General features: G+C 53.7%; 22 protein-coding genes and 1 pseudogene. 20 read left to right on the forward strand and 3 right to left on the reverse strand.

What is annotated here, in order from left to right; translation table 11 throughout:
• Nucleotides 1–29: 29 nt before the first annotated feature.
• Nucleotides 30–914: a LysR family transcriptional regulator gene (locus ABLV78_RS12245; protein ID WP_045394277.1), complete on the reverse strand. Its 885-nt coding sequence runs from the start codon at nucleotides 912–914 to the stop codon at nucleotides 30–32.
• A gap of 162 nt (nucleotides 915–1,076) precedes the next feature.
• Here ABLV78_RS12245 and ABLV78_RS12250 point away from each other — a divergent pair, with 162 nt between their 5' ends.
• Nucleotides 1,077–2,054 (forward strand): NAD(P)H-dependent flavin oxidoreductase, encoded by a 978-nt coding sequence (locus ABLV78_RS12250; RefSeq protein ID WP_348865376.1) that lies wholly within the window; start codon nucleotides 1,077–1,079, stop codon nucleotides 2,052–2,054.
• Between the two features lie 73 nt (nucleotides 2,055–2,127).
• Here ABLV78_RS12250 and ABLV78_RS12255 read toward each other — a convergent pair whose 3' ends face one another.
• A complete protein-coding gene (locus ABLV78_RS12255) occupies nucleotides 2,128–3,411 on the reverse strand; it encodes a glycoside hydrolase family 10-like protein (protein ID WP_047049005.1) in 1,284 nt (427 codons plus the stop codon).
• A gap of 281 nt (nucleotides 3,412–3,692) precedes the next feature.
• Between ABLV78_RS12255 and ABLV78_RS12260 the strand changes: the two genes are divergently transcribed.
• The 13 genes and pseudogenes from ABLV78_RS12260 to ABLV78_RS12320 all read left to right on the forward strand — a co-directional run bounded on the left by ABLV78_RS12260 (nucleotide 3,693) and on the right by ABLV78_RS12320 (nucleotide 17,415).
• The gene (locus tag ABLV78_RS12260; RefSeq protein WP_045394282.1) at nucleotides 3,693–4,010 is read left to right on the forward strand and encodes a DUF2502 domain-containing protein; all 318 of its coding nucleotides are present in this window, start codon (nucleotides 3,693–3,695) and stop codon (nucleotides 4,008–4,010) included.
• Nucleotides 4,011–4,618: 608 nt separating this feature from the next.
• Nucleotides 4,619–5,113, forward strand: coding sequence for a hypothetical protein (locus tag ABLV78_RS12265; protein WP_015366552.1), 495 nt, complete (start codon nucleotides 4,619–4,621; stop codon nucleotides 5,111–5,113).
• A gap of 24 nt (nucleotides 5,114–5,137) precedes the next feature.
• Nucleotides 5,138–5,644 carry a type VI secretion system lipoprotein TssJ gene (gene tssJ, locus ABLV78_RS12270; protein WP_047048486.1) on the forward strand — a complete coding sequence of 169 codons (507 nt, stop codon included), beginning with the start codon at nucleotides 5,138–5,140 and terminating at the stop codon, nucleotides 5,642–5,644.
• A 24-nt stretch (nucleotides 5,645–5,668) separates the two neighbouring features.
• On the forward strand, nucleotides 5,669–7,012 hold the full coding sequence (gene tssK, locus ABLV78_RS12275) for a type VI secretion system baseplate subunit TssK (RefSeq protein ID WP_047048483.1): 1,344 nt from the start codon (nucleotides 5,669–5,671) through the stop codon (nucleotides 7,010–7,012).
• 14 nt (nucleotides 7,013–7,026) lie between these two features.
• Nucleotides 7,027–8,256 carry a DotU family type VI secretion system protein gene (locus tag ABLV78_RS12280; RefSeq protein WP_047048479.1) on the forward strand — a complete coding sequence of 410 codons (1,230 nt, stop codon included), beginning with the start codon at nucleotides 7,027–7,029 and terminating at the stop codon, nucleotides 8,254–8,256.
• A gap of 2 nt (nucleotides 8,257–8,258) precedes the next feature.
• On the forward strand, nucleotides 8,259–11,870 hold the full coding sequence (tssM, locus tag ABLV78_RS12285; protein WP_348865375.1) for a type VI secretion system membrane subunit TssM: 3,612 nt from the start codon (nucleotides 8,259–8,261) through the stop codon (nucleotides 11,868–11,870).
• 16 nt (nucleotides 11,871–11,886) lie between these two features.
• Nucleotides 11,887–12,594, forward strand: coding sequence for a type VI secretion system-associated protein TagF (gene tagF, locus ABLV78_RS12290; RefSeq protein ID WP_047048474.1), 708 nt, complete (start codon nucleotides 11,887–11,889; stop codon nucleotides 12,592–12,594).
• Nucleotides 12,595–12,605: 11 nt separating this feature from the next.
• The gene (gene tssA, locus ABLV78_RS12295; protein WP_047048471.1) at nucleotides 12,606–13,616 is read left to right on the forward strand and encodes a type VI secretion system protein TssA; all 1,011 of its coding nucleotides are present in this window, start codon (nucleotides 12,606–12,608) and stop codon (nucleotides 13,614–13,616) included.
• 75 nt (nucleotides 13,617–13,691) lie between these two features.
• Nucleotides 13,692–14,216, forward strand: a complete 525-nt coding sequence (gene tssB, locus ABLV78_RS12300; RefSeq protein WP_015366559.1) for a type VI secretion system contractile sheath small subunit — start codon at nucleotides 13,692–13,694, stop codon at nucleotides 14,214–14,216.
• Nucleotides 14,217–14,219: 3 nt separating this feature from the next.
• Entirely contained in the window at nucleotides 14,220–15,719 is a 1,500-nt protein-coding gene (tssC, locus tag ABLV78_RS12305) for a type VI secretion system contractile sheath large subunit (protein WP_045382220.1), read from the forward strand.
• A 41-nt stretch (nucleotides 15,720–15,760) separates the two neighbouring features.
• Nucleotides 15,761–16,177, forward strand: coding sequence for a Rap1a/Tai family immunity protein (locus tag ABLV78_RS12310; RefSeq protein WP_226473539.1), 417 nt, complete (start codon nucleotides 15,761–15,763; stop codon nucleotides 16,175–16,177).
• Nucleotides 16,178–16,249: 72 nt separating this feature from the next.
• Nucleotides 16,250–16,666 (forward strand): annotated as a pseudogene (locus tag ABLV78_RS12315) (T6SS amidase immunity protein Tai4 family protein).
• 86 nt (nucleotides 16,667–16,752) lie between these two features.
• The gene (locus ABLV78_RS12320; RefSeq protein WP_047048468.1) at nucleotides 16,753–17,415 is read left to right on the forward strand and encodes an Ssp6 family T6SS pore-forming effector; all 663 of its coding nucleotides are present in this window, start codon (nucleotides 16,753–16,755) and stop codon (nucleotides 17,413–17,415) included.
• 190 nt (nucleotides 17,416–17,605) lie between these two features.
• Here the strand turns inward: ABLV78_RS12320 and ABLV78_RS12325 are convergent, their stop codons facing one another.
• The gene (locus ABLV78_RS12325; protein ID WP_047079156.1) at nucleotides 17,606–17,821 is read right to left on the reverse strand and encodes a hypothetical protein; all 216 of its coding nucleotides are present in this window, start codon (nucleotides 17,819–17,821) and stop codon (nucleotides 17,606–17,608) included.
• Between the two features lie 273 nt (nucleotides 17,822–18,094).
• Here ABLV78_RS12325 and ABLV78_RS12330 point away from each other — a divergent pair, with 273 nt between their 5' ends.
• The 6 genes from ABLV78_RS12330 (at nucleotide 18,095) to ABLV78_RS12355 (ending at nucleotide 23,180) form a co-directional block, all read left to right on the forward strand.
• Nucleotides 18,095–18,577, forward strand: coding sequence for an Hcp family type VI secretion system effector (locus ABLV78_RS12330; protein ID WP_015366565.1), 483 nt, complete (start codon nucleotides 18,095–18,097; stop codon nucleotides 18,575–18,577).
• A gap of 55 nt (nucleotides 18,578–18,632) precedes the next feature.
• Complete coding sequence (locus ABLV78_RS12335; RefSeq protein ID WP_047048463.1) at nucleotides 18,633–19,175, forward strand: hypothetical protein; 543 nt, start codon at nucleotides 18,633–18,635, stop codon at nucleotides 19,173–19,175.
• Entirely contained in the window at nucleotides 19,166–19,573 is a 408-nt protein-coding gene (locus ABLV78_RS12340) for a putative T6SS immunity periplasmic lipoprotein (protein ID WP_072058240.1), read from the forward strand. Before ABLV78_RS12335 ends, ABLV78_RS12340 begins: the two co-directional genes overlap by 10 nt.
• A gap of 80 nt (nucleotides 19,574–19,653) precedes the next feature.
• Nucleotides 19,654–21,381 (forward strand): type VI secretion system-associated FHA domain protein TagH, encoded by a 1,728-nt coding sequence (tagH, locus tag ABLV78_RS12345; protein ID WP_047048460.1) that lies wholly within the window; start codon nucleotides 19,654–19,656, stop codon nucleotides 21,379–21,381.
• Nucleotides 21,381–22,175, forward strand: a complete 795-nt coding sequence (locus ABLV78_RS12350; RefSeq protein ID WP_015705455.1) for a PP2C family protein-serine/threonine phosphatase — start codon at nucleotides 21,381–21,383, stop codon at nucleotides 22,173–22,175. The genes tagH and ABLV78_RS12350 overlap by 1 nt, the downstream gene beginning before the upstream one ends.
• Nucleotides 22,176–22,196: 21 nt before the next feature.
• The gene (locus ABLV78_RS12355) at nucleotides 22,197–23,180 is read left to right on the forward strand and encodes a hypothetical protein (RefSeq protein WP_047048457.1); all 984 of its coding nucleotides are present in this window, start codon (nucleotides 22,197–22,199) and stop codon (nucleotides 23,178–23,180) included.
• Nucleotides 23,181–23,184: the final 4 nt, after the last annotated feature.

A 23,184-nucleotide genomic window follows, 5' to 3' on the forward strand; every position in this document is an offset into this window, starting at 1 on the left:
TCGCGCCGGGCTTTATTGTATCCTTATTTCTATAACAGCGTCGCCAGCCACTCGGCGAAGACGCGCACCTTGCGTGATACATGACGATGGGGATAGATAAGCGATAATTTTCTGGAGGGAACCGGATTATTCGGCAGGACCTCAACCAACTCACCGCTCTTCAACCAGGGTTGCAGGAAAAGATCCAGACCCTGCATAATGCCGAGCCCAGCCAAACCGGCGGCAATGTACGTCTCTGAATTATCCACCACCAGTTTGCCGGCCAGCGCAAGAGTCTGCGGTCCGGCGTCAGTCTGAAACACCCAGCGCATGGTCTGATGATTACTGTTATTCAGCCAGTTGATCGCCTGATGATGCTGCAGGTCGTCAAGGATTGTGGGAACGCCGTGTTTCGCCAGGTAGGCCGGGCTGGCGCAGGTTTTCATACCGACGGTACCGAGATGACGTGCGATATAGTCACCGTCTTCAAGTTCGCCGATGCGCAGAACGCAATCGAGGCCCTCACGAAGCATATCCCGCCGTCGGTCGGAGCTGCTCAGCACAATTTCAAGCTCCGGATGCTGATGATAAAAGGCGGGGAGATTCGGTACGACCACTAACTTCGCCAGGGCGATAGGCATATCGACGCGCAGTTGACCCTGCAGCGGACGCTGCGGGGCGAAAGATTCCATCAGCTCGTCGGCCTGCGCCAGCAGAGGTTTACTACGACGATAAAACGCCTCGCCATCAGGGGTGAGGTGGATCTGTCGGGTGGTACGCTGCAGAAGCCTAACGCCGCAGTGCTGCTCCAGCTGCTGTAGCGCTTTCGTGACCGCCGGGCGGTGGATCTGCAGATTCTCGGCGGCACGCGTAAAGCTGCCAGACTCGATGATTTCGATAAAAATCTTAATAGATTCAAATAGATTTAAGTTCATTTTTATCAATGTGCTCTGATGACGGCTTGGTATTTCACTTTGATTATTACTTATTTAATAACAGTGATGGATAATTTCTACTATTTTTACAAACAATAAAGCGGCCTACAGTGTCGTCATCCCAGCGTTAAGCGCCAGAAAACACACTAAGGAAGTCGCATCATGCAAAACCGTTCTGTTAGCCATATTCTCGGTATTGAAAAACCTGTCATTCAGGGGCCGTTATCCTGGCTGACCGACGCCCGATTGGTCGCCGCCGTCAGTAATGCCGGAGGGCTTGGCGTATTAGGGCCGAACGCAGGTTTAACCGCGCAAACCGCCGTCTCGACGCCGCAGGAAACGGCAGAAAAGATGCGTGAAGAGATCCGTAAAACGAAATTACTCACCGAGAAACCTTTTGCCGTCAATCTCATTCCGACGGTTGAAAACGATATCTGGACGCCGCCGATTGTAGAAGTAGTAAAAGAAGAGGGGGTTAAAGCGGTGGTTTATACCGGCTATGGTCAAGGGGCTATCATTCCCTCGCTGTTTGCTTCTCTTAAGCAGGCCGGGATCAACATTATCTATCGTGATATTAACCCGACGCCGGAAAACAGCCGCGAGGCCGAGGAGATGGGCGCTGATGTTATTGTCGCCACCGGCTTCGACGAAGGTGGAACGCTTCCGGGGACGGCATTGGGAACGTTTTCTATCGTGCCATTGATTGTCGATGCGGTGAAGCGCGTGCCGGTGCTGGCGGCTGGGGGAATTACCGACCGGCGCACCGCCAGGGCCGCCCACGCGCTGGGCGCGCAGGGGGTATTTACCGGCTCCGTGTTTATCAGCACCACCGAGAGCCGCGTGCCGCAATCGGTGAAAGAGATGATCGTGCAGGCTAACGGCCTGGATTTGCAGCTATTTCGCACATTGCCGGATTACTATCGTTCGCTGCCGGGTAAATTAGCCGCCAGACTGGTGGCGTTAGATAAATCCGGCGCCAGTAATGAAACCATAGCCGCGGAAATGGGCGGGTTGCGCGGCCTACGGATTGGCATGCTGGAGGGCAACACTGACGAAGGTTACATTTCACTGGGAACCGGCATCGGCAGTATTCAGCAGGTCAAGAGCGTCGCGGAAGTAGTGGATGAACTGACGGTTTAATCTCTACCGCTGCGCTCTCAGGCGGAAAACAGAAACTCCCCGTTCGCACAACGGGGAGGGTGATTAGCACAAATTAGCTCCCCCAGCGCTGCTGCAGATACTGAACCGCCTGCTGGGTTTGCGGCTGGTTAAGGTTGTTCTCGCGAAACAGAATCGTCCCCTGAATACCTGGCGTGGTTTCATTGAGGTCGATCTGCTTTTTCAGCTCCGGCACGCCGCCGCCGACCATCCAGTCTGGTTCATTTTTTGACGGTTCACCGACTTTATACAGCGCCACGCCGATATAGAGCCGGGTGTGAGTGGGTTTCACGACATCGGCCCACCACTTAGCCAGCACATCATAGCGCGCGGCATCGCGGGCGAACGGCCAGTACAGCTGCGGCGCGATATAATCCAACAGCCCTTGTTGAACCCAACTGCGGGTATCGGCATAGGACTCATCATAGGCCGCCGCGCCGCGGGTGTCAGAACCGGCCGGATCGTGGGAACGGTTGCGCCATACCCCCGCCGGGCTGACGCCAAACTCAACCTGCGGATTCAGTTTCTTGATGGTCTGTGAGACCTGCGCTATCAACTGTTGGGTGTTATGACGCCGCCAGTCGGCTTTCGAGGCATAACCCTGACCATATCGCTGATAGGTTTGATTATCGTTCAGCATCGATCCCGGCGTTTCAGTATAGAAATAGTCATCAAACTGCACGCCATCGATAGGATAGTTTTGCACCACTTCCGCCACGATACTGGTGATCCAGTCACGGACTTCCGGGATTCCTGGGTCGAGCACAAAGCGATCGCTGGCGGTACGTATCCAGTTGCGGTGCAGGACAAATACGCTGGCGGGGACCTGAGTCAGGGTGTGGTTAAGTTCGGCGATGGTGGCGGGTTTAGTATTGACCGAAACCCGATACGGGTTGAACCACGCGTGAACTTTCATCCCGCGTTTATGCGCTTCATCGAGCATAAACTGCAGCGGATCGTAACCGGGATTTTCGCCAATTTTGCCGGTCAACATGTCTGACCACGGCAAGATGTGGGACTCCCACAGCGCGGTGCCATCCGGTTTAACCTGGAAGAAGACGGTATTGATGCCCAGGCGTTGTAGATTGTCGAGTTTGGCGATCAGGGCCAGCTTTTGCTGGCTGATACGGCTTTCCGGGCTACTGGCGATAATTGAACCCACCGGCGGCCAGTCGAGACGGGAAACCGTGGTGAGCCAGACGCCGCGCACCGGCTGGTGATTTTTTGCCGATTTTTGCGCAACGGGCGGTTTGCTGGCGGTCACCAGCGATTTTGGCGCTTTACTGGTGCAAGTCACGAGCAGCAATACGGCGGCGGCAACCGCGCCGAGCCGGGTCATGCTGGTGACGGAGAGGAGGCGACGAGAAGCGATAATCATTACTCCCGTAGGCATGTAGACGCTTGAAAAATCACATTGTCTTATGATTCGCAGGTGAGGGCAAGGTGTGTAATTGGACGGAGAAAAATTACTGCCATGTTGCCAATTAGGATCGCCTCTAACATCCATACATAACAGTATCCTCCCAGTGATTTCCTGACAAAAAAGCAGAATTAACCTGGATAATTAGCTGGTCGGTTGTGTTACAACATATTACTAAACGCACAGCTAAGGAGAATCCGATGCGAAAAATATTATTGCTGGCCGCCGTCTTGCTGGCATCATCCGCACCGATCGTCACCCAGGCCGAGGAGATTACGCTTTTACCGGCCATAAAACTGCAGATTGGCGACCGTGATTCCTATGGTCATTACTGGGATGGTGGGCGCTGGCGTGACAAAGACTACTGGCATCGTCACTATGAATATCGTGATAAGCACTGGCGAAAGCTGGAGAAAAAGCAGCGTAAAGCCTATGAGAAAGGTTATCGTGATGGTCGCAAGGATTATAAGAAGCGCGAAAAAGAGTACAACAAGCACCACAACCACCATCATCACTAAATAAGATTGGAGCCATTATGGCTCCAATCTGCTATTACCTTCTGCCTTGTGTCTGCAATATTGTCTGATAATGTCTTCATCGCAGAAGCAAATTACCCCATCAATCTCCCTTTTCAGAATGAACTAATAATATTGCAAATGGCCTACCAACATTAGTGGGGGTAATATGCGTGTAAAAATATTTAGGATAATTCCATCTTTTCAGTGAATGAAAAATCCGATTTATAAAACCGTATATTATATTCATTAAATCAATCAGTTAAATTTCACTTTCTTTTGTATGGTTTTTGCGATTACACTTTTCCGCCGTCAGAAGGTTTTTTCAGGGATATCATCATTATAAGATTAGTCTGAAAAAATTAATTCCGCCAACTGCTCCTGATAATGGGGCGAAATTGCGTGTTGAATTGACTCGATCGATCTGTAAAATTGTGTGGTGATAGTTAATGAAATGTAATATAGGGATCCACTGCGGTGAAGATTCGTGCGGTAGCTATGCCCATATCACATCGGGAACCCTTTTACGCACAGTGATTAAGGATATTCAGACTTGTTATTCAAGCAGAGATAACCCTTAAGAAAATAATAGCATTGCAATGGAAAAGCATATGAAAACGCGAGTGTTTTTAGCCGCTATGATTGCGGTTTCACTGGCAGGGTGCGAAGCGCCGCCGAAGCCGCAAATTACCGATGACACCATTGAAACCACGCAGGTTAACGGCGTCAATTTGACCCATCGCCATATTGTTGTTCCGCCAACGGAATTTACCCCAATTAACGCAGAATATCGCGCGCTGTATTCTGCCGCGGTAATGAGCCAGGCCGGATATGGCGGCAAAGTGATTGTGCAATTAGTTCCAGGTGCTAATTATATTGCATTGGGACAGGCCCAGGACGGCTGGATAGCGTTAGCCAATGAAGGTCAGGAAAATTTAATTGGCTATGCTCCGGCCAATGCCGTTGTCAAAAGTGAGCTGTATGATAAAACGGTCCGCGAACAGTCGAAGCGCCCGAAGGCGCGTAAGAAAGCGACCTGCGTGAGCGTCGACGGAAATACCAAAGCCTGCAAAAACGGCAATAACGGTACCTGGATTCTGGATTAATCCCGCCTTTACGAGCGACACCGTATGAATAATAACTCTCTTTTACGCCAGGTCATGCTGGCGTTTTATTTGCTTCTTTTTACGTTGGTTAGTGGATGTGGTTCGTCTTCACACAGCGACCCTGCCCGATACAATCTTCAGTTCCAGGCCCACCCGCAAATTAACCGTTCTGCGCCATTAAAGGTCAGAGTGTTAGTGCTGAAATCCGATGCGGAATTCATGTCCGCCGATTTCTACTCCTTACAAAATAACGCGCAAAAAGTTCTCGCCGGCAACTTGCTGAACAGCGATGAATTTTTCCTTATGCCGGGTCAACTGGCAAAAAAACTCAGCGGGCAGAGCTCGCCGGAGGCGCGTTATATCGGAGTGATGGCGGAATACCAATCTCTGGATGGTAAAAAGTGGCGCATTTCTCTTCCTCTGCCAACGTCTGGCGAAACTCCTTTTTGGCAGTTCTGGAAACTGTCGGCAGATCAGCTGCAAGCCAATTTATATCTTGACGTTAACGGGATCCGCGTCGTGCAGCAATAGCGCGAGCCCTAACAGGAAATTTGTATGAATAAAGCAGAAAAGGTGGTCTGGACCGAAGGTATGTTCTTGCGTCCGCATCACTTTCAGCGGGCAGAAAGCTACCTGCATACGCAAATTCGCGAATGGGGCGGATTACAGCGCTCCTGGCTGTGGGGTTTCCTTGAGATTGAACTTGATGAGGCGATGCTGCGTCAGGGCTGCATTGCTCTGAGCTATGCCAGCGGCCTGCTGCCGGATGGGACGTTCTTCCAGTTTCGCGATGCTCGTCAGGGCCCGGCGCCGTTGCAAATCCCGGATAACGTCACGGGCGAAAAAGTCGTATTGGCCTTGCCGGTTCGTCGCGGCGGTCGGGAAGAGGTTATCTTCAGCGAGGAAAAAGACTCGCTGGCGCGCTTTACCGCGTTTGAACAGGATGTGGAAGATGACAATGCGCTGTCGGTCGGCGATGCCACCGTGCAGTTTGCCCGCCCGCGGCTCACCCTGATGCTGGAAAAGGATTTGACCGCCGAGTGGACGGCCATCGGCGTGGGGTTCATTGCCGAAAAGCGCAACGATAACGCCGTAAAACTCGATAATGGCTATATCCCGCCGATGCTCAACGGCATCAATCATCCTTTGATATACGCGATGATCAACGACTTGCATGGTCTGCTGGCGCAACGCAGCCAGCAGATCGGCAGCCGGCTGCGACAGCCGGGGCGTTTTAATACTTCCGAATTAATTGAGTTCACTCTACTTGCGCTGGTTAATCGCCATCTCGGCCATCTCTCACATCTCAAAACGCTGCCATTAGTTCACCCCGAGTCATTGTGGAATAGCTGGCTGCCGTTCGCCGCCGAGCTGACGACCTGGATGGCGCAGCGCGGTCCGGATGCCGCCCTGCCAATTTACGACCATGACGATCTCGCTAGCTGCTTCGGCAAACTGATGTTGTTGCTGCGTCAGGGGTTATCACAAGTAATGGAAGACAACGCCATCCAACTCCCGCTGATAGAACGATCGCATGGGCTAAACATCGCGACCGTACCCGAGAGCAGCATGGTGCGTGATTTCGGATTCGTATTGGCGGTTAAAGCTAGCGTACCGGGTGATGTACTGCAAACGCACTTCCCGGCACAGATGAAAGTCGCGCCGGTGAGCAAAATTCGCGATCTGGTGCAACTACAACTACCGGGTTTGATCCTGCGCGCTATGCCCGCCGCGCCGCCGCAAATTCCGTGGCATGCCGGTTACAACTACTTTGCAGTCGAAAAGGGCGGCGAGCTGTGGAACGACATGGAGAAATCCGGCGCCTTCGCACTGCATCTGGCAGGCGAGTTCCCCGGCCTGGATATGGAATTTTGGGCTATCCGTAGCCCGTCGGAATAAGAAAGCGAGCGTTGATGATGCAGGAACAACAGGCCGCTGCCAGCCATGGCGTAAGCGGCAATAATCCCCTGGTGACGGCCGCCAACCCATTGCTAAATGCGATCCCACAGATCCGTCATTCGGTATCTCACGATGACCAGGCCGGTTTGCGCCAGCGTTTGATTGATGAAATCCGCCGTTTTGAAGTGCGCGCACAGCAGGCGGGGTTACCCTACGAAGTGATAGTCGGCGCTCGTTACTGCCTGTGTACCGCGCTGGACGAGGCTGCGGCCTTGACGCCATGGGGGAGTAGCGGCGTCTGGTCGGGCAGCGGTCTTTTAGTGACCTTTCACAATGAAACCTGGGGCGGGGAGAAGTTCTTCCAGTTGCTTGCGCGCCTGTCGCAGAATCCGCGCGAACACATCAATCTGTTGGAACTGATCAACTACTGCTTATTGCTTGGTTTTGAAGGGCGTTATCGGGTAATGGATAACGGCCGTACGCAATTGGAAACCATCAAGCAGCGCCTGTGGCAAATGATTTGCGGCGTACGCGGCGGCTACGCGCCGCCGTTATCGGTTCACGGCGAGGATCGCCCGGTGCTGCGTAAACTGTGGCGTCCGGTGGTGCCGCTATGGGCCTGCGTCGCGCTGGCGGGGTTCGCCGCCTGCCTGTTCTATATCATTCTTAACTGGCGGCTTGGCGATGCCACCAACCCGGTGTTGGCGAAAATTTACCAGACCCCGCTGCCGGAAGCGTCGATTGCTCAGCCGGCGGAAAAATTGCCGGCGGTACTTAACCTGCGAGGTTTTCTGCGCCCGGAAATTGCCGAAGGGCTGGTTGCGGTACGTGACGAAGCGGACCGCAGCGTGGTGATCCTCAAAGGCGACGGGCTCTTTGCTTCGGCCTCGACGGTGGTGCGCGACCGTTACGATCCTGTGATTGATCGCATTGCGCAAGCGATGAACAACGTCAGCGGCCGCATTCTGGTGGTCGGCTATAGCGATAATGTGCCTATACGCAGCGCGCGCTTTGCCTCGAACTACGAACTGTCGCTGGAACGCGCGCGATCGGTACAAAAGCAGCTGCAAAATCATCTGACGCAGCCTGAACGCGTAAAAGCCGAAGGGCGAGGGGAAATGAACCCCATCGCGCCGAATACTACTCCTGAGAACCGTGCCCGTAACCGCCGTGTGGAAATTACTCTGCTGGTGTCGCCCGATAATACCCGGGCTGAGCTGAACGGATTACCCCAAGGAAATTAAGGATGCTGACACTTCTGCTTTCCATACTGACCAACCGGCTGCTGTGGGGTTTTCTCGGCGCTACGGCGGTGGCGGCCGTCATCTGGATGATTGGCCCGCTATTGTCGATTGTCGATACCCGGCCGCTGGAATCGGAACAAAACCGCGTTATATCTATTGCGCTGGTGTACCTCATCTGGGCGCAAAGCCACATTCTGCCGCGTCTGTACAACGCCTGGCTCAACCGCAAGCTGATGGATAACCTGAAGGAAGACACGCCGAAGGGTAACGATCCGCAGCAGCGCCTCAATAGTGAAGACCAGATCCTCGCCGAACGCTTTGATGAAGCCGCGCAAATGTTGAAAAAAGCGCACTTCAGCAAAACCGGCAATGGCCAGTGGACCCAGCGGTTTAGCACCCACTATCTGTATCAACTGCCATGGTATGTGATTATTGGCGCATCCGGTTCCGGTAAAACCACCGCCTTAGCGAACTCCGGGCTGCAGTTTCCGCTGGCCGACCGCTTCGGAAAAACGGCGTTACGCGGCATCGGCGGCACGCGCAACTGTGACTGGTGGTTTACCAACGAGGCCGTGCTGCTGGACACCGCCGGGCGCTATACCACCCAGGAGAGCGAGCAGGCGCAGGACGCCAGCGAGTGGCTGAAGTTCATGGGATTATTGCGTAAATACCGCCGCCGCCAGCCGATTAACGGCGTTATCGTCACGGTAAGTATCTCCGACCTGTTAACGCAATCGACGGAGGCCTCGCGGCAGCAGGCGGTTAATCTGCGCCAGCGTCTCTCTGAACTACATGAACAATTGGGTATTCGTTTCCCGGTGTACGTACTGGTGACGAAGGCTGACCTGCTTAAAGGCTTCCGTGCCTGGTTTGCCGATTACGACAAGGCGAAACGCGATCAAATCTGGGGCTTCACTTTCCCGTGGGAGCAGGCAAGTCTTGCCGACTTCGACCTGATGGGCCGCTTTACCCAGGAGTTTGCGCTACTGCAACAGCGGCTTGAAGCCGGGCTGCCGGATACAATGCTGCAAGAGCATGATGCCAAAACCCGCGCCGAAGCCTGGCTGTTCCCGCAAGAGTTTGCGGCGTTGCGGCCGCTGTTAGCCGATTACCTGAGTACCGTCTTTGCCCGTTCTAACTTTGAAACCGAGTTTTCACCGCGCGGCATTTATTTCGCCAGCGGTACCCAGGAAGGGCTACCGTTCGACCGCGTGATGGGCGAACTCAATCGCGCGCTGTCTTTGCCACAGGGAAATGAAAACGACAACTGGGACTCAGTGAGTAAAGAAGCGCCGATCCCCGGCGCCAAAGGCCAGAGTTATTTCATTAAAAACCTGCTGCAAAACGTGATTTTCCAGGAAGCCGGCATCGCCGGGCAGAACCGCTGGTGGGAACTGCGTAACCGCGCAGCGATCTGGTCAGGCTATGCGGCGCTCGCGGCGCTGTTAATCATTTCATGCGTACTGTGGCTGACCAGCTACGGCAAAAACAAGGCCTACCTGGAAGAAGTCTCGGTGAAGGTGCCGCAGGTTGAGCAGCAGAGCAAAGCGTTGCAAAACCCCGAGCAGCGCGATCTGTTCGCCATGCTGCCGCTACTCAACGGCCTGCTGGAATTGCCGAAGAGTGCCGATTTTGACGTCAACGACCCGCCGCTTAGTCGCCGGATGGGACTCTACCGCGGAAATGATGTCAGCGATGCCTCGCAGACGCTGTATCAAAAAGCGCTGCAGCAAATGCTGCTACCGGATGTCGCCATGCGTATCACTACCTGGTTGCGCAACGACAATGGCAGTGACGCCGAATATAGCTATGAGGCGTTGAAAGCCTATCAGATGCTCTATCAGCCCAAGCAGTATGACGGCAAGTTTCTACTCTCCTGGGTGATGCTTAACCTGCAGCGTAACCTGCCGCAAAACGTGACGCAGACGCAGCTACGACAGCTGGAAGGGCATCTTGTCCAGCTACTGGAACCGCAAATCCAGTCCTCGCCGTATGCCAGGGATGATGCGCTGATCGCCCGTGAGCGAGCGTTGATTAACCAGCAGCCGCTCTCCTCAAGAGTGTACGGTCGTCTGAAACGTCTACTTGAGCATGATGACAATCTGAAAGCGGTATCGCTGGCGACGCTCGGCGGGCCGCAGAGCGAACTGGTGTTCTCGCGTAAAAGCGGTACGCCGATCGCTGAGGGCGTTCCCGGCCTGTACACGCCAGATGGCTACTGGCAGGTGTTCAATAAACAGATCGATAACGTGACCAGCGCGCTGCATGAAGATGATATCTGGGTGCTGGGCGCCGCCAGCGCGTCGGAAGATAAACAGCAAACCGATAACGCCGTCCGCCAGCTCTATATGCGTGATTTTATCGCCAACTGGGATCGCTTCCTTGCCGATATTCAGCTCAACAATAGCGCCGATCTGTCATCGCGGATCAACACCGCGCGCCTGCTTTCCGCCAGTAACTCGCCGCTGCGTCGTCTGGTTATCAACCTGAGTCAGGTGCTGAACCTGGCGCGCGCCGAGCCGGATACGGTTAAAAGCGAAAACTCAGCCGAGCAGGGCAACCGCGCTACCCGAACGCTGGAAGCGCTTTTCCGCCATGATGAGGGCGGCACAACCCAGGGCGCGGCGCTTAGCCAGACGCCGGAACAGCTGGTAACGGAACACTACGCGCCGCTGATCGAACTGGCGCAGCCGTTGGAAAAGGGCGGCAAAACGATTGTGTTCGACGATTTCCTCAAACAGATCGATGAACTTTATCGCTACTTGACCGCGGTACAGGATGCCGCCAACAGCGGTATGCAACCGCCGGGCGGCGACGCGATTAGCCGTCTACAGGCCAGCGCCGGGCGCTTACCTGGCGGACTGCAAACCATGTTCAGCAAAATGGCGGTCGGCGCCAGCAGTGATACCCAGCGCCGCGATCTCGATAACGTACGTAAACGGATTAACGTTGAAGTCGGCGGATTCTGCCGCCAGGCTATCGCCGGGCGCTATCCGCTGGTTCGCAGCGCCAGTAGTGAAGTCACGCCGGACGATCTGGCGCGTATGTTCGCGCCGGGCACCGGCATGATGGATACCTTCTTCCGTGACAACCTGACCAATAAAGTCGATACCACGCAGTCCAGCTGGCGTTTTATGCCCGGTATCGATGGCAAAACATTGCCGGGTAGTGAAGGGTTATTAAGGCCTTTCCAGCAGGCGCAATCGATCCGCGACGCGTTCTTTGCCAATGGCGCGACCACGCCGTCATTTAAAGTGACGGTGCGCACCATCAGCATGGACAACCGGATCCTCAACCTGACGCTGGATGTTGATGGCCAGCAGTTGCGCTATAGCCACGGTCCGCAGGCGGTGCAAATGATGAGCTGGCCGGGGCCGGGCGGCACCAACCAGGTGCGTATGCAACTCGGTCTGGCCGATGGTACCACCTCGACGCTGGTGACCAGCGGCTCATGGGCGCTGAACCGCTTTTTTGATAAGGCGCGCACCGCGCCCGGCAGCAGCAGTTTGAGCCGTCAGGCAACGTTTAGTGTCGATGGTTACCAGGTCACGCTGGAGTTTGCGCCGAACAGTATCCGCAATCCGTTCCAGCTTCCCCGTTTCTCATGTCCATAACCGCAAGGAAAGCCGAATGACTCACGCCCCTGCGATGAGCTGGTACGGGAAACTCCCCAGTACCGGCGATTTTTTGCAACGTCGATTTCCGGACATGCTGGTTCGCCAGTGGTCGCAATGGTTTCAGGTTGGGCTGATGGCCTGGCAACAGGAGCAACAGCGCAGCGGCGAACGCCAGTTCAGCAACGCGCCGGTATGGAACTTTATCGTTCCGCCGATGTTGAGCGGGCAGATGGTGCAGATGGGGTGTCTGATCCCAGGGCGCGACCGGGTAGGTCGCCAGTATCCTATCTGCGCGCAAATGGCCTTCAACCCGCTGGAGTGGTCGCCTTCGATCCTCACTCAGGCCGGAGAGTGGTATCAGCAGGTGGGCAGAACGCTGCTGCATGCGGTACGTAATGGTTTTTCCGCTGAACAACTTGACCAGGCGCTACTCGCTATTCCAGCGCCAAAGCTGGTAGAGGCGGAAAAGCGTTCGGAAATACTCGACGTGATTGGTTATCAGCAAGATGGGCAAAGCTCCCTGGGCTGGCAGCAGGCGGCGGACTGTTTTGATCCGCAGCGTCAGACCAGTTTTTGGTGGACCAACCGCGCCGATGGTTATCCGCTCTATACCCACGTCCATAGCGGTAATTTGACCGGCCAGCTGTTCACGCTGCTGTTTGATCCCGCCGGGGGCGCGAGGCCGGGCCGTCACGGTCTGTATCCGCCGATGTTTGAATAAGCAGGTAGGCCATGAATATTGATGAATTCCTTGCTCCGGTTAGCGCGGAGCAGCCCTGCGGTGAAAACCTCGAATATGACGCCGATTTCCAGGCAATGGAACAAGCGATGCAGGGTAAAGCCGAGCAGCAGTTCGGCGACACCATTATCCCGGCGGAACCCGCTGACTGGACGACGGTAGAAAAGCTGGCGGCTGGGCTACTTAGCCGCACCAAAGATTTGCGCGTCATGCTGGCGCTGACTCAGGCGTGGACAAAACGCCGCGGCCTGAGTGGTTACGCGGATGGCCTGCTGCTGGTGCAACAGGCGCTGTCGCTTTACTGGCAGCCTATCTATCCGCTGCTGGAAGAGTATGGCGAAACTGATCCGTTTTACCGTATCAATGCGCTCGCGGGGCTAAGTGACAAATCAGCGCTGACCAGCGCGTTACGCAATGCCGTGTTGTTACGCAGTAATGGCGATGAACTGCTATTGCGCGATGCGCAGGCGCTGCTCGATGGCAGTAAAACCGAATGCGCGGATTATCCCGGCGGCCGTTCGCGATTGATTGATGAACTGGCCCGCGGCGGACAGCCGGGGATTGACGCCATCCTCGCCATTCACCAGCGCTTGCAGACCATCCGCGAAATATTAAGCGATTGTCTGGGTGAAAGCGGCGTGCCGGAAATGGAACAACTGCAGAAGACCGTCGGTATCGTCGCCGGCGCCTGCCAGATAACCGATATTTCGTCCTTTCACGCGTCCCGCGAGGAGAGTGCCGTGAGTGAACATCAAGCGATTCCCAACGCGCCGCCGCCGTCTGCCGTTGACTGGCGCAGCGCGCAAATCAGCAGCCGCGCCGAGGCGCAGCAGATGCTGGAAAAAGTAAAACAGTACTTCGCCCAGCACGAACCGAGTCACCCCGCGCCGCTGATGATTGAACGGGTACAGCGGCTGATTGAGCTGGATTTTATGGACATCATCCGCGATTTAGCGCCGGACGGCGTTCATCAACTGGAAAACATTTTTGGACGTCGCGACTGACGCGTCCGGACATTATGGCGACAGGCATAAGGTCTGGCGCTCAACCTTTACCGCGCATCTTCGATGGAGAACATCATGGCAATAAGTAAAAGTGGGCAGAAATTTATCGCACGCAACCGTGCGCCCCGCGTACAGATCGAGTACGACGTAGAGATTTATGGTGCGGAACGCAAAATCCAGCTTCCGTTTGTAATGGGGGTGATGGCGGATCTGGTGGGTAAACCGGTCGACAATCAACCGGCGGTCGATGAACGTAAGTTCCTCGACATCGATATTGATAACTTCGACGAACGTATGAAAGCGCTGAAACCGCGCGTCGCTTTCCAGGTCGACAATACGCTGACCAACGAAGGCAAACTGAACGTCGATTTAACCTTCGACAGCATGGACGACTTCCTGCCGGATGCCGTGGCCCGCAAAGTGGAGCCGCTGAACAAACTGCTGGAAGCCCGTACCCAGCTTTCGAATCTGCTCACCTATATGGACGGTAAAAACGGCGCGGAAGAGCTAATTGCTAAAATTTTGCAGGATCCGACGCTGCTCAAATCGTTGAGCCAGATGCCGAAACAAGACGACAGTGCGAAAGGTAGCGAGGAGTAATCGATGAGCAACCCGACTCAACAACATGAGCAGCAGTCCAGCCAGGCCTTTAGCCAGGATGAATTCAGCGCGCTGCTGAACAAAGAGTTTCGCCCGAAAACCGACCAGGCGCGTTCCGCCGTTGAAAACGCGGTAAAAACCCTCGCGCAGCAGGCGCTGGAAAACACCGTCACGTTTTCCAACGACACCTATCGCACCATCCAGAACCTGATTGCCGGTATCGATGAGCAGCTGTCGCGGCAGGTGAACCAGATCCTGCATCATGACGAGTTCCAGAAACTGGAAAGCGCATGGCGCGGCCTGAGCTACCTGGTCAACAACAGCGAAACCGACGAAATGCTGAAAATCCGCTTTATGAGCATCTCCAAGCAGGAGCTGGGGCGCACTCTGAAGCGTTACAAAGGGGTGGGCTGGGACCAGAGCCCGATCTTTAAGAAAATTTATGAACAGGAGTACGGCCAGTTTGGCGGCGAGCCATTCGGCTGCATCGTCGGCGATTACTATTTCGACCATAGTCCGCAGGATGTGGAATTACTGGGCGAAATGGCGCGTATCGGATCGGCTGCGCACTGTCCGTTTATTACCGGTACCGCACCGGAAGTGATGCAGATGGAGTCCTGGCAGGAGCTGGCGAACCCGCGCGACCTCACCAAAATCTTCCAGAATACCGAATATGCCGCCTGGCGTTCGCTGCGCGAGTCGGAAGACGCGCGTTATCTGGGGCTGGTGATGCCGCGCTTCCTGTCGCGCCTGCCTTATGGGATTCGAACCAACCCGGTGGACAGTTTTGATTTTGAAGAGCAGACCGACGGCGCGGATCACAACAATTACGCGTGGGCCAACTCGGCGTATGCGATGGCGGCGAACATTAACCGCTCGTTCAAAGAGTTTGGCTGGTGCACCTCCATTCGCGGCGTGGAATCCGGCGGCGCGGTGGAAAATCTGCCTTGCCACACCTTCCCAAGCGACGATGGCGGCGTGGACATGAAATGCCCGACCGAGATCGCCATCAGCGATCGCCGCGAGGCGGAGCTGGCGAAAAACGGCTTTATGCCGTTGATCCATCGCAAAAACTCCGACTTTGCCGCCTTTATCGGCGCGCAGTCGTTGCAGAAACCGGCGGAATATCATGATGCCGACGCCACGGCTAACGCACGTCTGGCTGCGCGTCTGCCGTACTTGTTCGCCTGCTGCCGTTTTGCTCACTACCTGAAGTGCATTGTGCGCGACAAAATCGGCTCCTTCCGCGAGCGCGATGACATGGAACGCTGGCTGAACGACTGGGTGATGAACTATGTCGATGGCGATCCGGCTAACTCGTCGCAGGAGACCAAAGCGCGCAAACCGCTGGCGGCCGCTGAAGTGCAGGTAGCGGAGATCGAAGACAACCCGGGTTACTACACCGCGAAGTTCTTCCTGCGTCCGCACTACCAGCTGGAAGGGCTTACCGTGTCGCTGCGTCTGGTTTCCAAGCTGCCGTCGCTGAAAACCAAGGAAGCGTAATATGATGCCGCCGGGAGGGAACTCCCGGCAGCTACCACGCCATGGAAGAAGGTAAAGAAATGAAATTATTACCACTCTGCACGCTGGGACTGCTCACAGTACTGATGCCATTTACTGTCGTCCAGGCGGCTGAAGATTCCGCCAATTTACTGCGCGATCCCAATCAACTATCACGTAATGATGTGCGGTTGAGCGGCGAAAAGTTTCTCAAGGCCTGGCTGGCACAAGACAATACCCAGCAGCAGTTAAAGGCCAATATGTATCTGCTTGGCGTGATGGATGCAACAGAAGGTAAAGCCTGGTGCGGTTATCAGCAGGCACTGCCGGGATCGCTTCGAGAAAGCGTCTACAGCTATTTCAAAAAGCTGCCCGACGAGCGAATTAAACAGCCTGCGGCGATGCTGATTACCGAAGCGTTGGCGAAGGAGTTGCCTTGCAAAAAGGGAGCGACGTCATGAGGCTTCCCTGGCGACAACATGATGAATTTTGGGAATTGAGGTAGCAACCAAAGCCAATTTTTGGGAGTTGCCATGAACAGAATCATTATCAGTCTGCTGCTTGCTAGCAGTGCGTCGGCTTATGCCTGGGACGACCCGGTATTGTTTGTTAAACAGCTACCCTAGAAGCAGGTTGTTAAAGACGTGGTTTTATCCCGCTGTCTGGCGCAGGTAGCCGGTGATAAAAGTCAGTTTTCTGTGGATGCTGCGCGCAGTAGCAATGCGTTGCTGGAGTGGGTGCCTTTCGATATTGAAAACGGTAATGACAAAATTAACGCCATTATTACTAAATACAAAAGTGCCACCAATGGCTTTCATTCCGAGAGACAACCCGCAACTCAGGGCGTTACCTTAAATTGTTTGCGCCTTTATCATAGTACGGAACTGGATAAATTAACTTCGCAGATAATCATCGGTGATCCTAATAAAACCTGGAGTCAGGATAACTAGCATTAATTTCAACTTTGCATTCCTGCTATTCAATGGACAATTATGTTGAGATACATAATTAACGACAGGGAGATTCGAATTTGGGAATGAGTACGCCGAAACAAATCGCCGATGGTATGTTGAAAATTTTTGACTCTGGCAAAAAAAGCAGTATTGAGATTTTTGCTAACAGCACGATTAGTGGCTTCATGTCTATTCCAGAAGATCTTTGGATGTTGTCTAAAGATTTTCTAGACTCTGATCATCGCTGGCGCAATGAAACCGATAAAATCAGGCTTATCAGCCTCATTAAAAAAGGTGTAACTTCAGAAGAAGTACGCAGATTAGTGAATGTGGTGATAAAACGTTATTTATGTGGTCTTTCCGAAGAACAATCGAGAGAACTTCTGATAAAAGTTGGGGGTTCGCAAGTTGGTGGCATTGCTTTCAAAATGGCATTTGTGAACGAGTTGGTTTCGTTGTTTATTTCTAAAATAATTCCTCGTTTTTTAGTGTCCGTAGGTGTGACTGGAGTATTAAGTGTGGGGGCGTCTATTTCGAGGTCCATTTATACATCATATGAGCTACGCAATTTAAACAAAGAGATTTATAATCAATTGCGAGGAATTGGTGATTTAGATTTATTATATTTTCTGGTTGAGGATAATATTAAGCCATTTATCATTGCAATCAACTACCAACAAGCTCATGGCGCTATAGATAAAGAAATATTCAACCATTTCCTATCAGGGGTTGGTCGTGTTAAATAAAATCATTAAATACTTATGTGTTTATATTCTTTTGATTTTTTCATTCATTCTATTTTTTACAACTCTAGGTTATTATATTTTTGTATGTGACTGGGGTGGTGATATTGTAGCGCTGGCGAAAAATGTGTTTCTTTTGATGTTGCTTATTATCGCATCTCTCGCCATATACTATTTCGCAGAGAGGGTAAAATCAAAGTTGTGATGCGCGACACAATTTTATTAAAATACGAACCCCCATAAAAACAAGGGCGGTGAAAATTATTTTTCCGACAAGCAGTCCAATATTTATTGTATTGAATGATTCAAGCGAAATAATATACCATAATGATTGAAAAATATTGACAAGAGAAAATATGCCAATAATTGAAAGTATAATTATCAATGCTACCGATAGCGCTTTTTTCATTCATCAATCCTTTTTTGCTGTAGTTGGTTGGATTTATTCTAGATTAACCAGGTATTAGTTGTCTAGCACCTGTCCGAAATACTGAGCGACAGAAGGGAACTTAGAGTAGTTGCTGTCATAATGCGGCTATTCTGAAGTGGTCTGTACGGTTTAACTCGTCAGGCTTGAGGCAATAGTAAAATATGGATGGTTTTATTCAGCCCCATGCTTTCCTGTTTGCCATATAAGTGCTTTTTCGAAAGCAATAATTTTCATTAACGAAGAGTAGATATTATGGCTATTGATATGTTTCTGAAGGTCGAGGGTGTAACCGGTGAATCAAAAGATTCTAATCACACCGGTTGGACTGATATTACCTCTTTTTCCTGGGGCGCATCCCAGCCGGGTAATATGAGCGTGGGCGGCGGTGGCGGTGCGGGTAAAGTGAATTTCAACGACCTGCACGTAAATGCGCTGATCGACAAATCCACCACCGCGATTCTGAAGCACTGCTCCAGCGGCAAGCACCTGACCAAAGTTGAACTTTCGGTCTGCAAAGCCGGTGGTCAGCAGGTTGAATATGCGCGAATCACCCTCGAAGATGTACTGGTGACTTCCGTGCAGTACACCGGCGCCGATAACGGCGACACCGTTGGCGTAACCTATGCCTTCCAGGCGGCGAAAGTGAAACAGCAGTACTGGGAGCAGACTTCCGCTGGCGGTAAAGGGGCAGAAAGCAGCGCCGGCTGGAATATCAAAGAAAATAAAGAAGCATAATTGCCTACGTGCCGGGGATTTTCCCCGGCCATTCTCAATCAAGGAGGAAGGATACATGGCAAATTTGCAGGAAGGGGGTTTTCGTTCTCTTACTATCGGCGAGATAGCATTGGCACGTTTGGTTTTTGGCGGCGCAATAAAATATTCTGAAATTAAAGTACATAATAAAAGTTACTTACCATTTAACATGCAATCAAATAATGTTGCAATGACACCTAATGGTGAAATGTATTTCCGAGAGCCGCATTATCGTGATGATTTTTCAACAGAGCCTCCTCGATATAAGCACTGGTTCATACACGAGATGGTTCATGTTTTGCAGCATCAGATTGGAATGAATGTTCGAACCAGAGGGGTATTCAGTTGGGCAGTGAGTTATAATTACTCTTTACCTCCAAACAAGAAATTGTCGAACTTTGGTATGGAACAGCAGGCCTCTATAATTTCAGATTATTATTATCTAATTAATTACGGCTTGGGCGATTTTGTAAACATCACAGGTTTTGAGGGGATTATTGGGCCAAATCTAAGAGATAAATATTTACAGGCGTTATCTTTGTTTATTAAAAACCCTAAAGATCGGCGGACATGGTTATGAGTAAATTTTTTATTATATTGGCGTTCACAATCATGATAAACGCCTGTGTACCTCACCCGGCACAATATCAGACGTTTTCAGTAACACTAAAAAACAATGAACCTTGTTTTGCTCTCCCCGCTAACTCAGGGCTGGAAGCGCCTATCACTAGTTCTTCGCCCACCATTATGAAAAAAACGGCCAATGAATGGAAACCAATATCACCGCCAGCGACGTTCAGCCCTACCGCGATGTTAAATAGCCAGCAGTGTCACCAATGGAGTGGTATTACATGGCAAGCTGGAGAATATGATGTTGCACTAAAGGTGTCTGGTAAAAACGATTCCGTTCGTTATGGTGCTCGATTCTCCTTAGTAGAAAGTGCTTCAGGGCAATTTAAGCTTACACAGACTGAATAAAATGTGCCCCCGCAAACGCCGCCGTTCTTATTTCGAGAGCGGCAGCGTTTGTGCGCCAATCATATCAGCAGGAATAGGCTATGCGATTCACGATTATTTCGACCAAAGCCGGTCATCAGCCCCCGCAGGGGAGCTGTGACTTTTACGCGCCGGGCGGTACCATTGGGCGCGGCACGGACAATAACCTGGTGCTGCCGGATGACGACCGCGCCATTTCTCGCCTGCAGGCCATCGTCCACGTGGCGGCAGACGGCGAGTGCAAAATTACCAATCGCGGCAACGTGACGCGGGTGGTACTCAACGAGATCCCGCTGGAGCGGGGGCGTCAGGTTGAACTCCAGGATGGCGATATCCTCGCCATTGACGACTATCGCATCGAAGTCAGCGATCTGCTGCAGGATAGCCAACCGATCAGCCGAATGGCGGCGAGCGGTCAGCCGCCTGTCACTGCGAAACCGACAACGCCAAACTCAGCCGCAGCGCCCGCCGTGGCGGAAGCCGCGCCAACCGCGGTGCCGTCAGAAATCTGGGATAGCCTGATGCAGGAATTCTCGATTGCCGACAGCATCTCCAGCAGCCGGGCCAAGCCGCAGGCCGATAACGCGCCGAATCCCTTTGCCGAGCCGAAGCCTGCCGAACGTAATCCGGAAGATCCGCTGGCGATGTTCGCTGATAGCGAACCGCTGTTTGAGCGCCCGCCGGTGGCGACGGACGACCTGTTTGCCGATGACACCCCATTTGACCGCGACAGTATCTTTGCCGACGTTACGCCAACGACGCTGGTGCCGCCAGTTGAAAAACCGGCTCAGCCTGTCGCCGATGAGCCGCAGGCAGAATTGGATCCGCTGGCGCTCTTTGGCGGCGACGCGAGCGCCAAAACCGCGCGTCATGACGATCCGCTGGGGCTAATGGGCGGCGCGCCGCTGACATCGGTAGATGCCTTCAGCACCGAAGAGCCTGCTAAAACGGTTGCCGACGAGCCTGATGCCGCTTTTGATTCGCCATTATTAATGACCCAGCCGCCGCAGGAGCCGCCCGCGGCAGCGCGCGAAGAAGCGCCGGAAATAACCTTACCGACGCCGCAGGCCGTGGCGCGGCAAGCCGCCCAGACGCCAAAAGGGCGCTTGCGTATCGATCCCGTACGTCATGAACATCAGGCGACCAGCACGACGCAGCCGGGTAACGGCGAGGTGCTGCAGGGAGAGTTACTGGAAGCCTTACTGGAAGGCATGGGGCTCGGCGATATGCAGCCGGTGCCGCAGTTCGACAAAGAGAATATGCGTCAGCTTGGTCAAATGCTGAGCATGTTCTCGCAGGGCACCGTCGCGCTGCTCTCTTCGCGTTCGATCCTCAAACGCGGCGTCAAAGCCGATATGACCATGGTACTGGACGACGCCAACAACCCGTTCAAGCTGTTGCCTTCCGGGAAAACCGTGCTGATGCAGATGTTCGGCGCGCGGATGCCGGGCTTTATGCCGCCGAAAAAATCGGTACGCGACGCATTGATCGACCTGCAGGCCCATCAGTTAGGGATGATCTCGGGGATCCGCGCCATTATCGCCGCGATGCTGCAGTCCTTTAACCCCGAGCAGCTGGAAGAAGAGGCTAAACGCGATGGCCACACTTCGCGCCTGGCGCTTCCGGCCAGCCGGAAAGCGGCGTTATGGGACTATTTTGTCCGTACCTACGGCGAAACCGCCGGGGAAATTGAAGACGATTTCCACACCCTGTTTGGCGAAGCGTTCCTCTATGCCTATGACATGGAAGTGAATCAGTACAAAGACTCACAGAGCGGATCGGAAGAATAATGGACATTACCACGGCTTCTCTTTCCCGCCAGGGAACGCGCGCCAGCAATCAGGATCAGACCGGCGAATGCGTCGGTGAGCGCTCCGCCTGCTTTGTGGTCTGCGACGGCATTGCCGGGTTGCCCGGCGGCGAGGTGGCGGCGGAACTGGCGCGCAACGCGATTCTGGATCGGTTTGACGGCGATAATCATCTGAACGCCCAGACCATTCGTCAGTACGTGCAGCAGGCCAACGGCGCCATTCTCCAACAACAGCAGGCGACGCCGGATTATCGGCGAATGGGCACCACGCTGGTGAGCCTGTTTATCGATCGCGATTATAAGCTGGCCTACTGGGCCCACGCCGGCGATAGCCGGTTATACCTGTTTCGCCGCGGCTGGCTGTACCACGTCACCACTGACCACAGTCTGGTCCAACAGATGAAAGATGCCGGACATCAGACCGACGATATTAACAGTAATCTGCTGTACCGGGCGTTAGGCATGGCCAGCGACGGCGCGGAAGCCAGCTATAGCGATGTGGTGCCGGTGGAAGACGGCGATGCCTTTTTGCTCTGTACCGATGGTTTCTGGCACGGCGTTGGCGAAGAGCAGATGAAATCCTCCCTGCAGATGGTCAATACCCCGCAGGAGTGGTTAACCCTGATGAATCAGTATCTTCAGAGAAACAATGACGGCGACCAGGCCTCGCAGGACAACTACAGCGCCGTTGCGGTATGGATGGGCAGTCCGGAAGAGGCGACGCTGCTGCACTCGCTGGCCGACGCCGCGCAATTTTTCCCACTGCGGGATTGAGACAGGCTAAGAAGGATTTTTATGAAACATTGGATATTGGGTGCGGCAATATTTGCCGCCACCGGCGTCGCGCAGGCGGAAAACTACCGTATCGTGCAATCGCCTTCGCAAAAACTGGATGTCTGGATCGATAACATCAAGGGCAACACCGCGCAGAACTGGTGCGCTGATGAAGTGGCGCTACGCATCGTCGCCAACGGCAATAAGAACGTCAAAATACTGGATAACTTCCTGCCGCGCGTCGGCGCCTTAATGCAGCATCAGTGTTCGCGTTTACAGCAGCTGAACTGGACGCTGGTTGACGCGAATAATGGGCATATCGCCCAGGGTAGCGCGGCGAAAAACAAAAGATGGGCGGTAAAAGTCGCGCCCGCCGAGACCGTCGCGGCGGCGGAAAAGCCCGTTGCGCCAGCCTGGCTGCCGCCGGAAGAGAAGGCGGAAAAACTGTCTCCCGCCGCCGACCGCACGCCGTGGCAGGAGTTTACGCTGCAGGGCGGCTGCCGACTGCGCACCTTCTGGCAGGAAAGCGCCGCCGCCTTATTCATTCCCGCCGTTGAATCCGGTAGTTGTGAAAAGGGGGGCTGGCTGAGCGGACGCACCGTCATCACTCAATCAGTGAACGGCGAAGAAAAGCAGAGCACCGTCACGTTCGTGCATGGCTTCCCGGTAGTGGGTCTCAATGCCGCCGCTGACCCCAACAAACTTCTGATCACCGCGGTCAATAACCAACGCATGGTAGTCAGCAATGAAAACGCCCAACAAAGCTGGATGATCCTGCCCTATGTCGCCGGACAAAACGGTTGGCAGATGACCGGCACGCTGGCTATCGAAATGTCCCGCGAACTGGCCAACGATCCGTCGCGTCTACAGGCGCGGATAGAGGCGGCGCGGAGCGTCTGGTCGCCGTGGCTGGCGCCGGATATCAAACTCAACGTTGTGCTGATCGACGGCCTGCACCCGCTGCTGCGTAATCCGGCGGCCAGCGCATGGCGCGCGGCAAACTAAGGAG

This window comes from Klebsiella sp. CN_Kp075 (genome assembly GCF_040065055.2).
Taxonomy (GTDB): domain Bacteria; phylum Pseudomonadota; class Gammaproteobacteria; order Enterobacterales; family Enterobacteriaceae; genus Klebsiella; species Klebsiella aerogenes.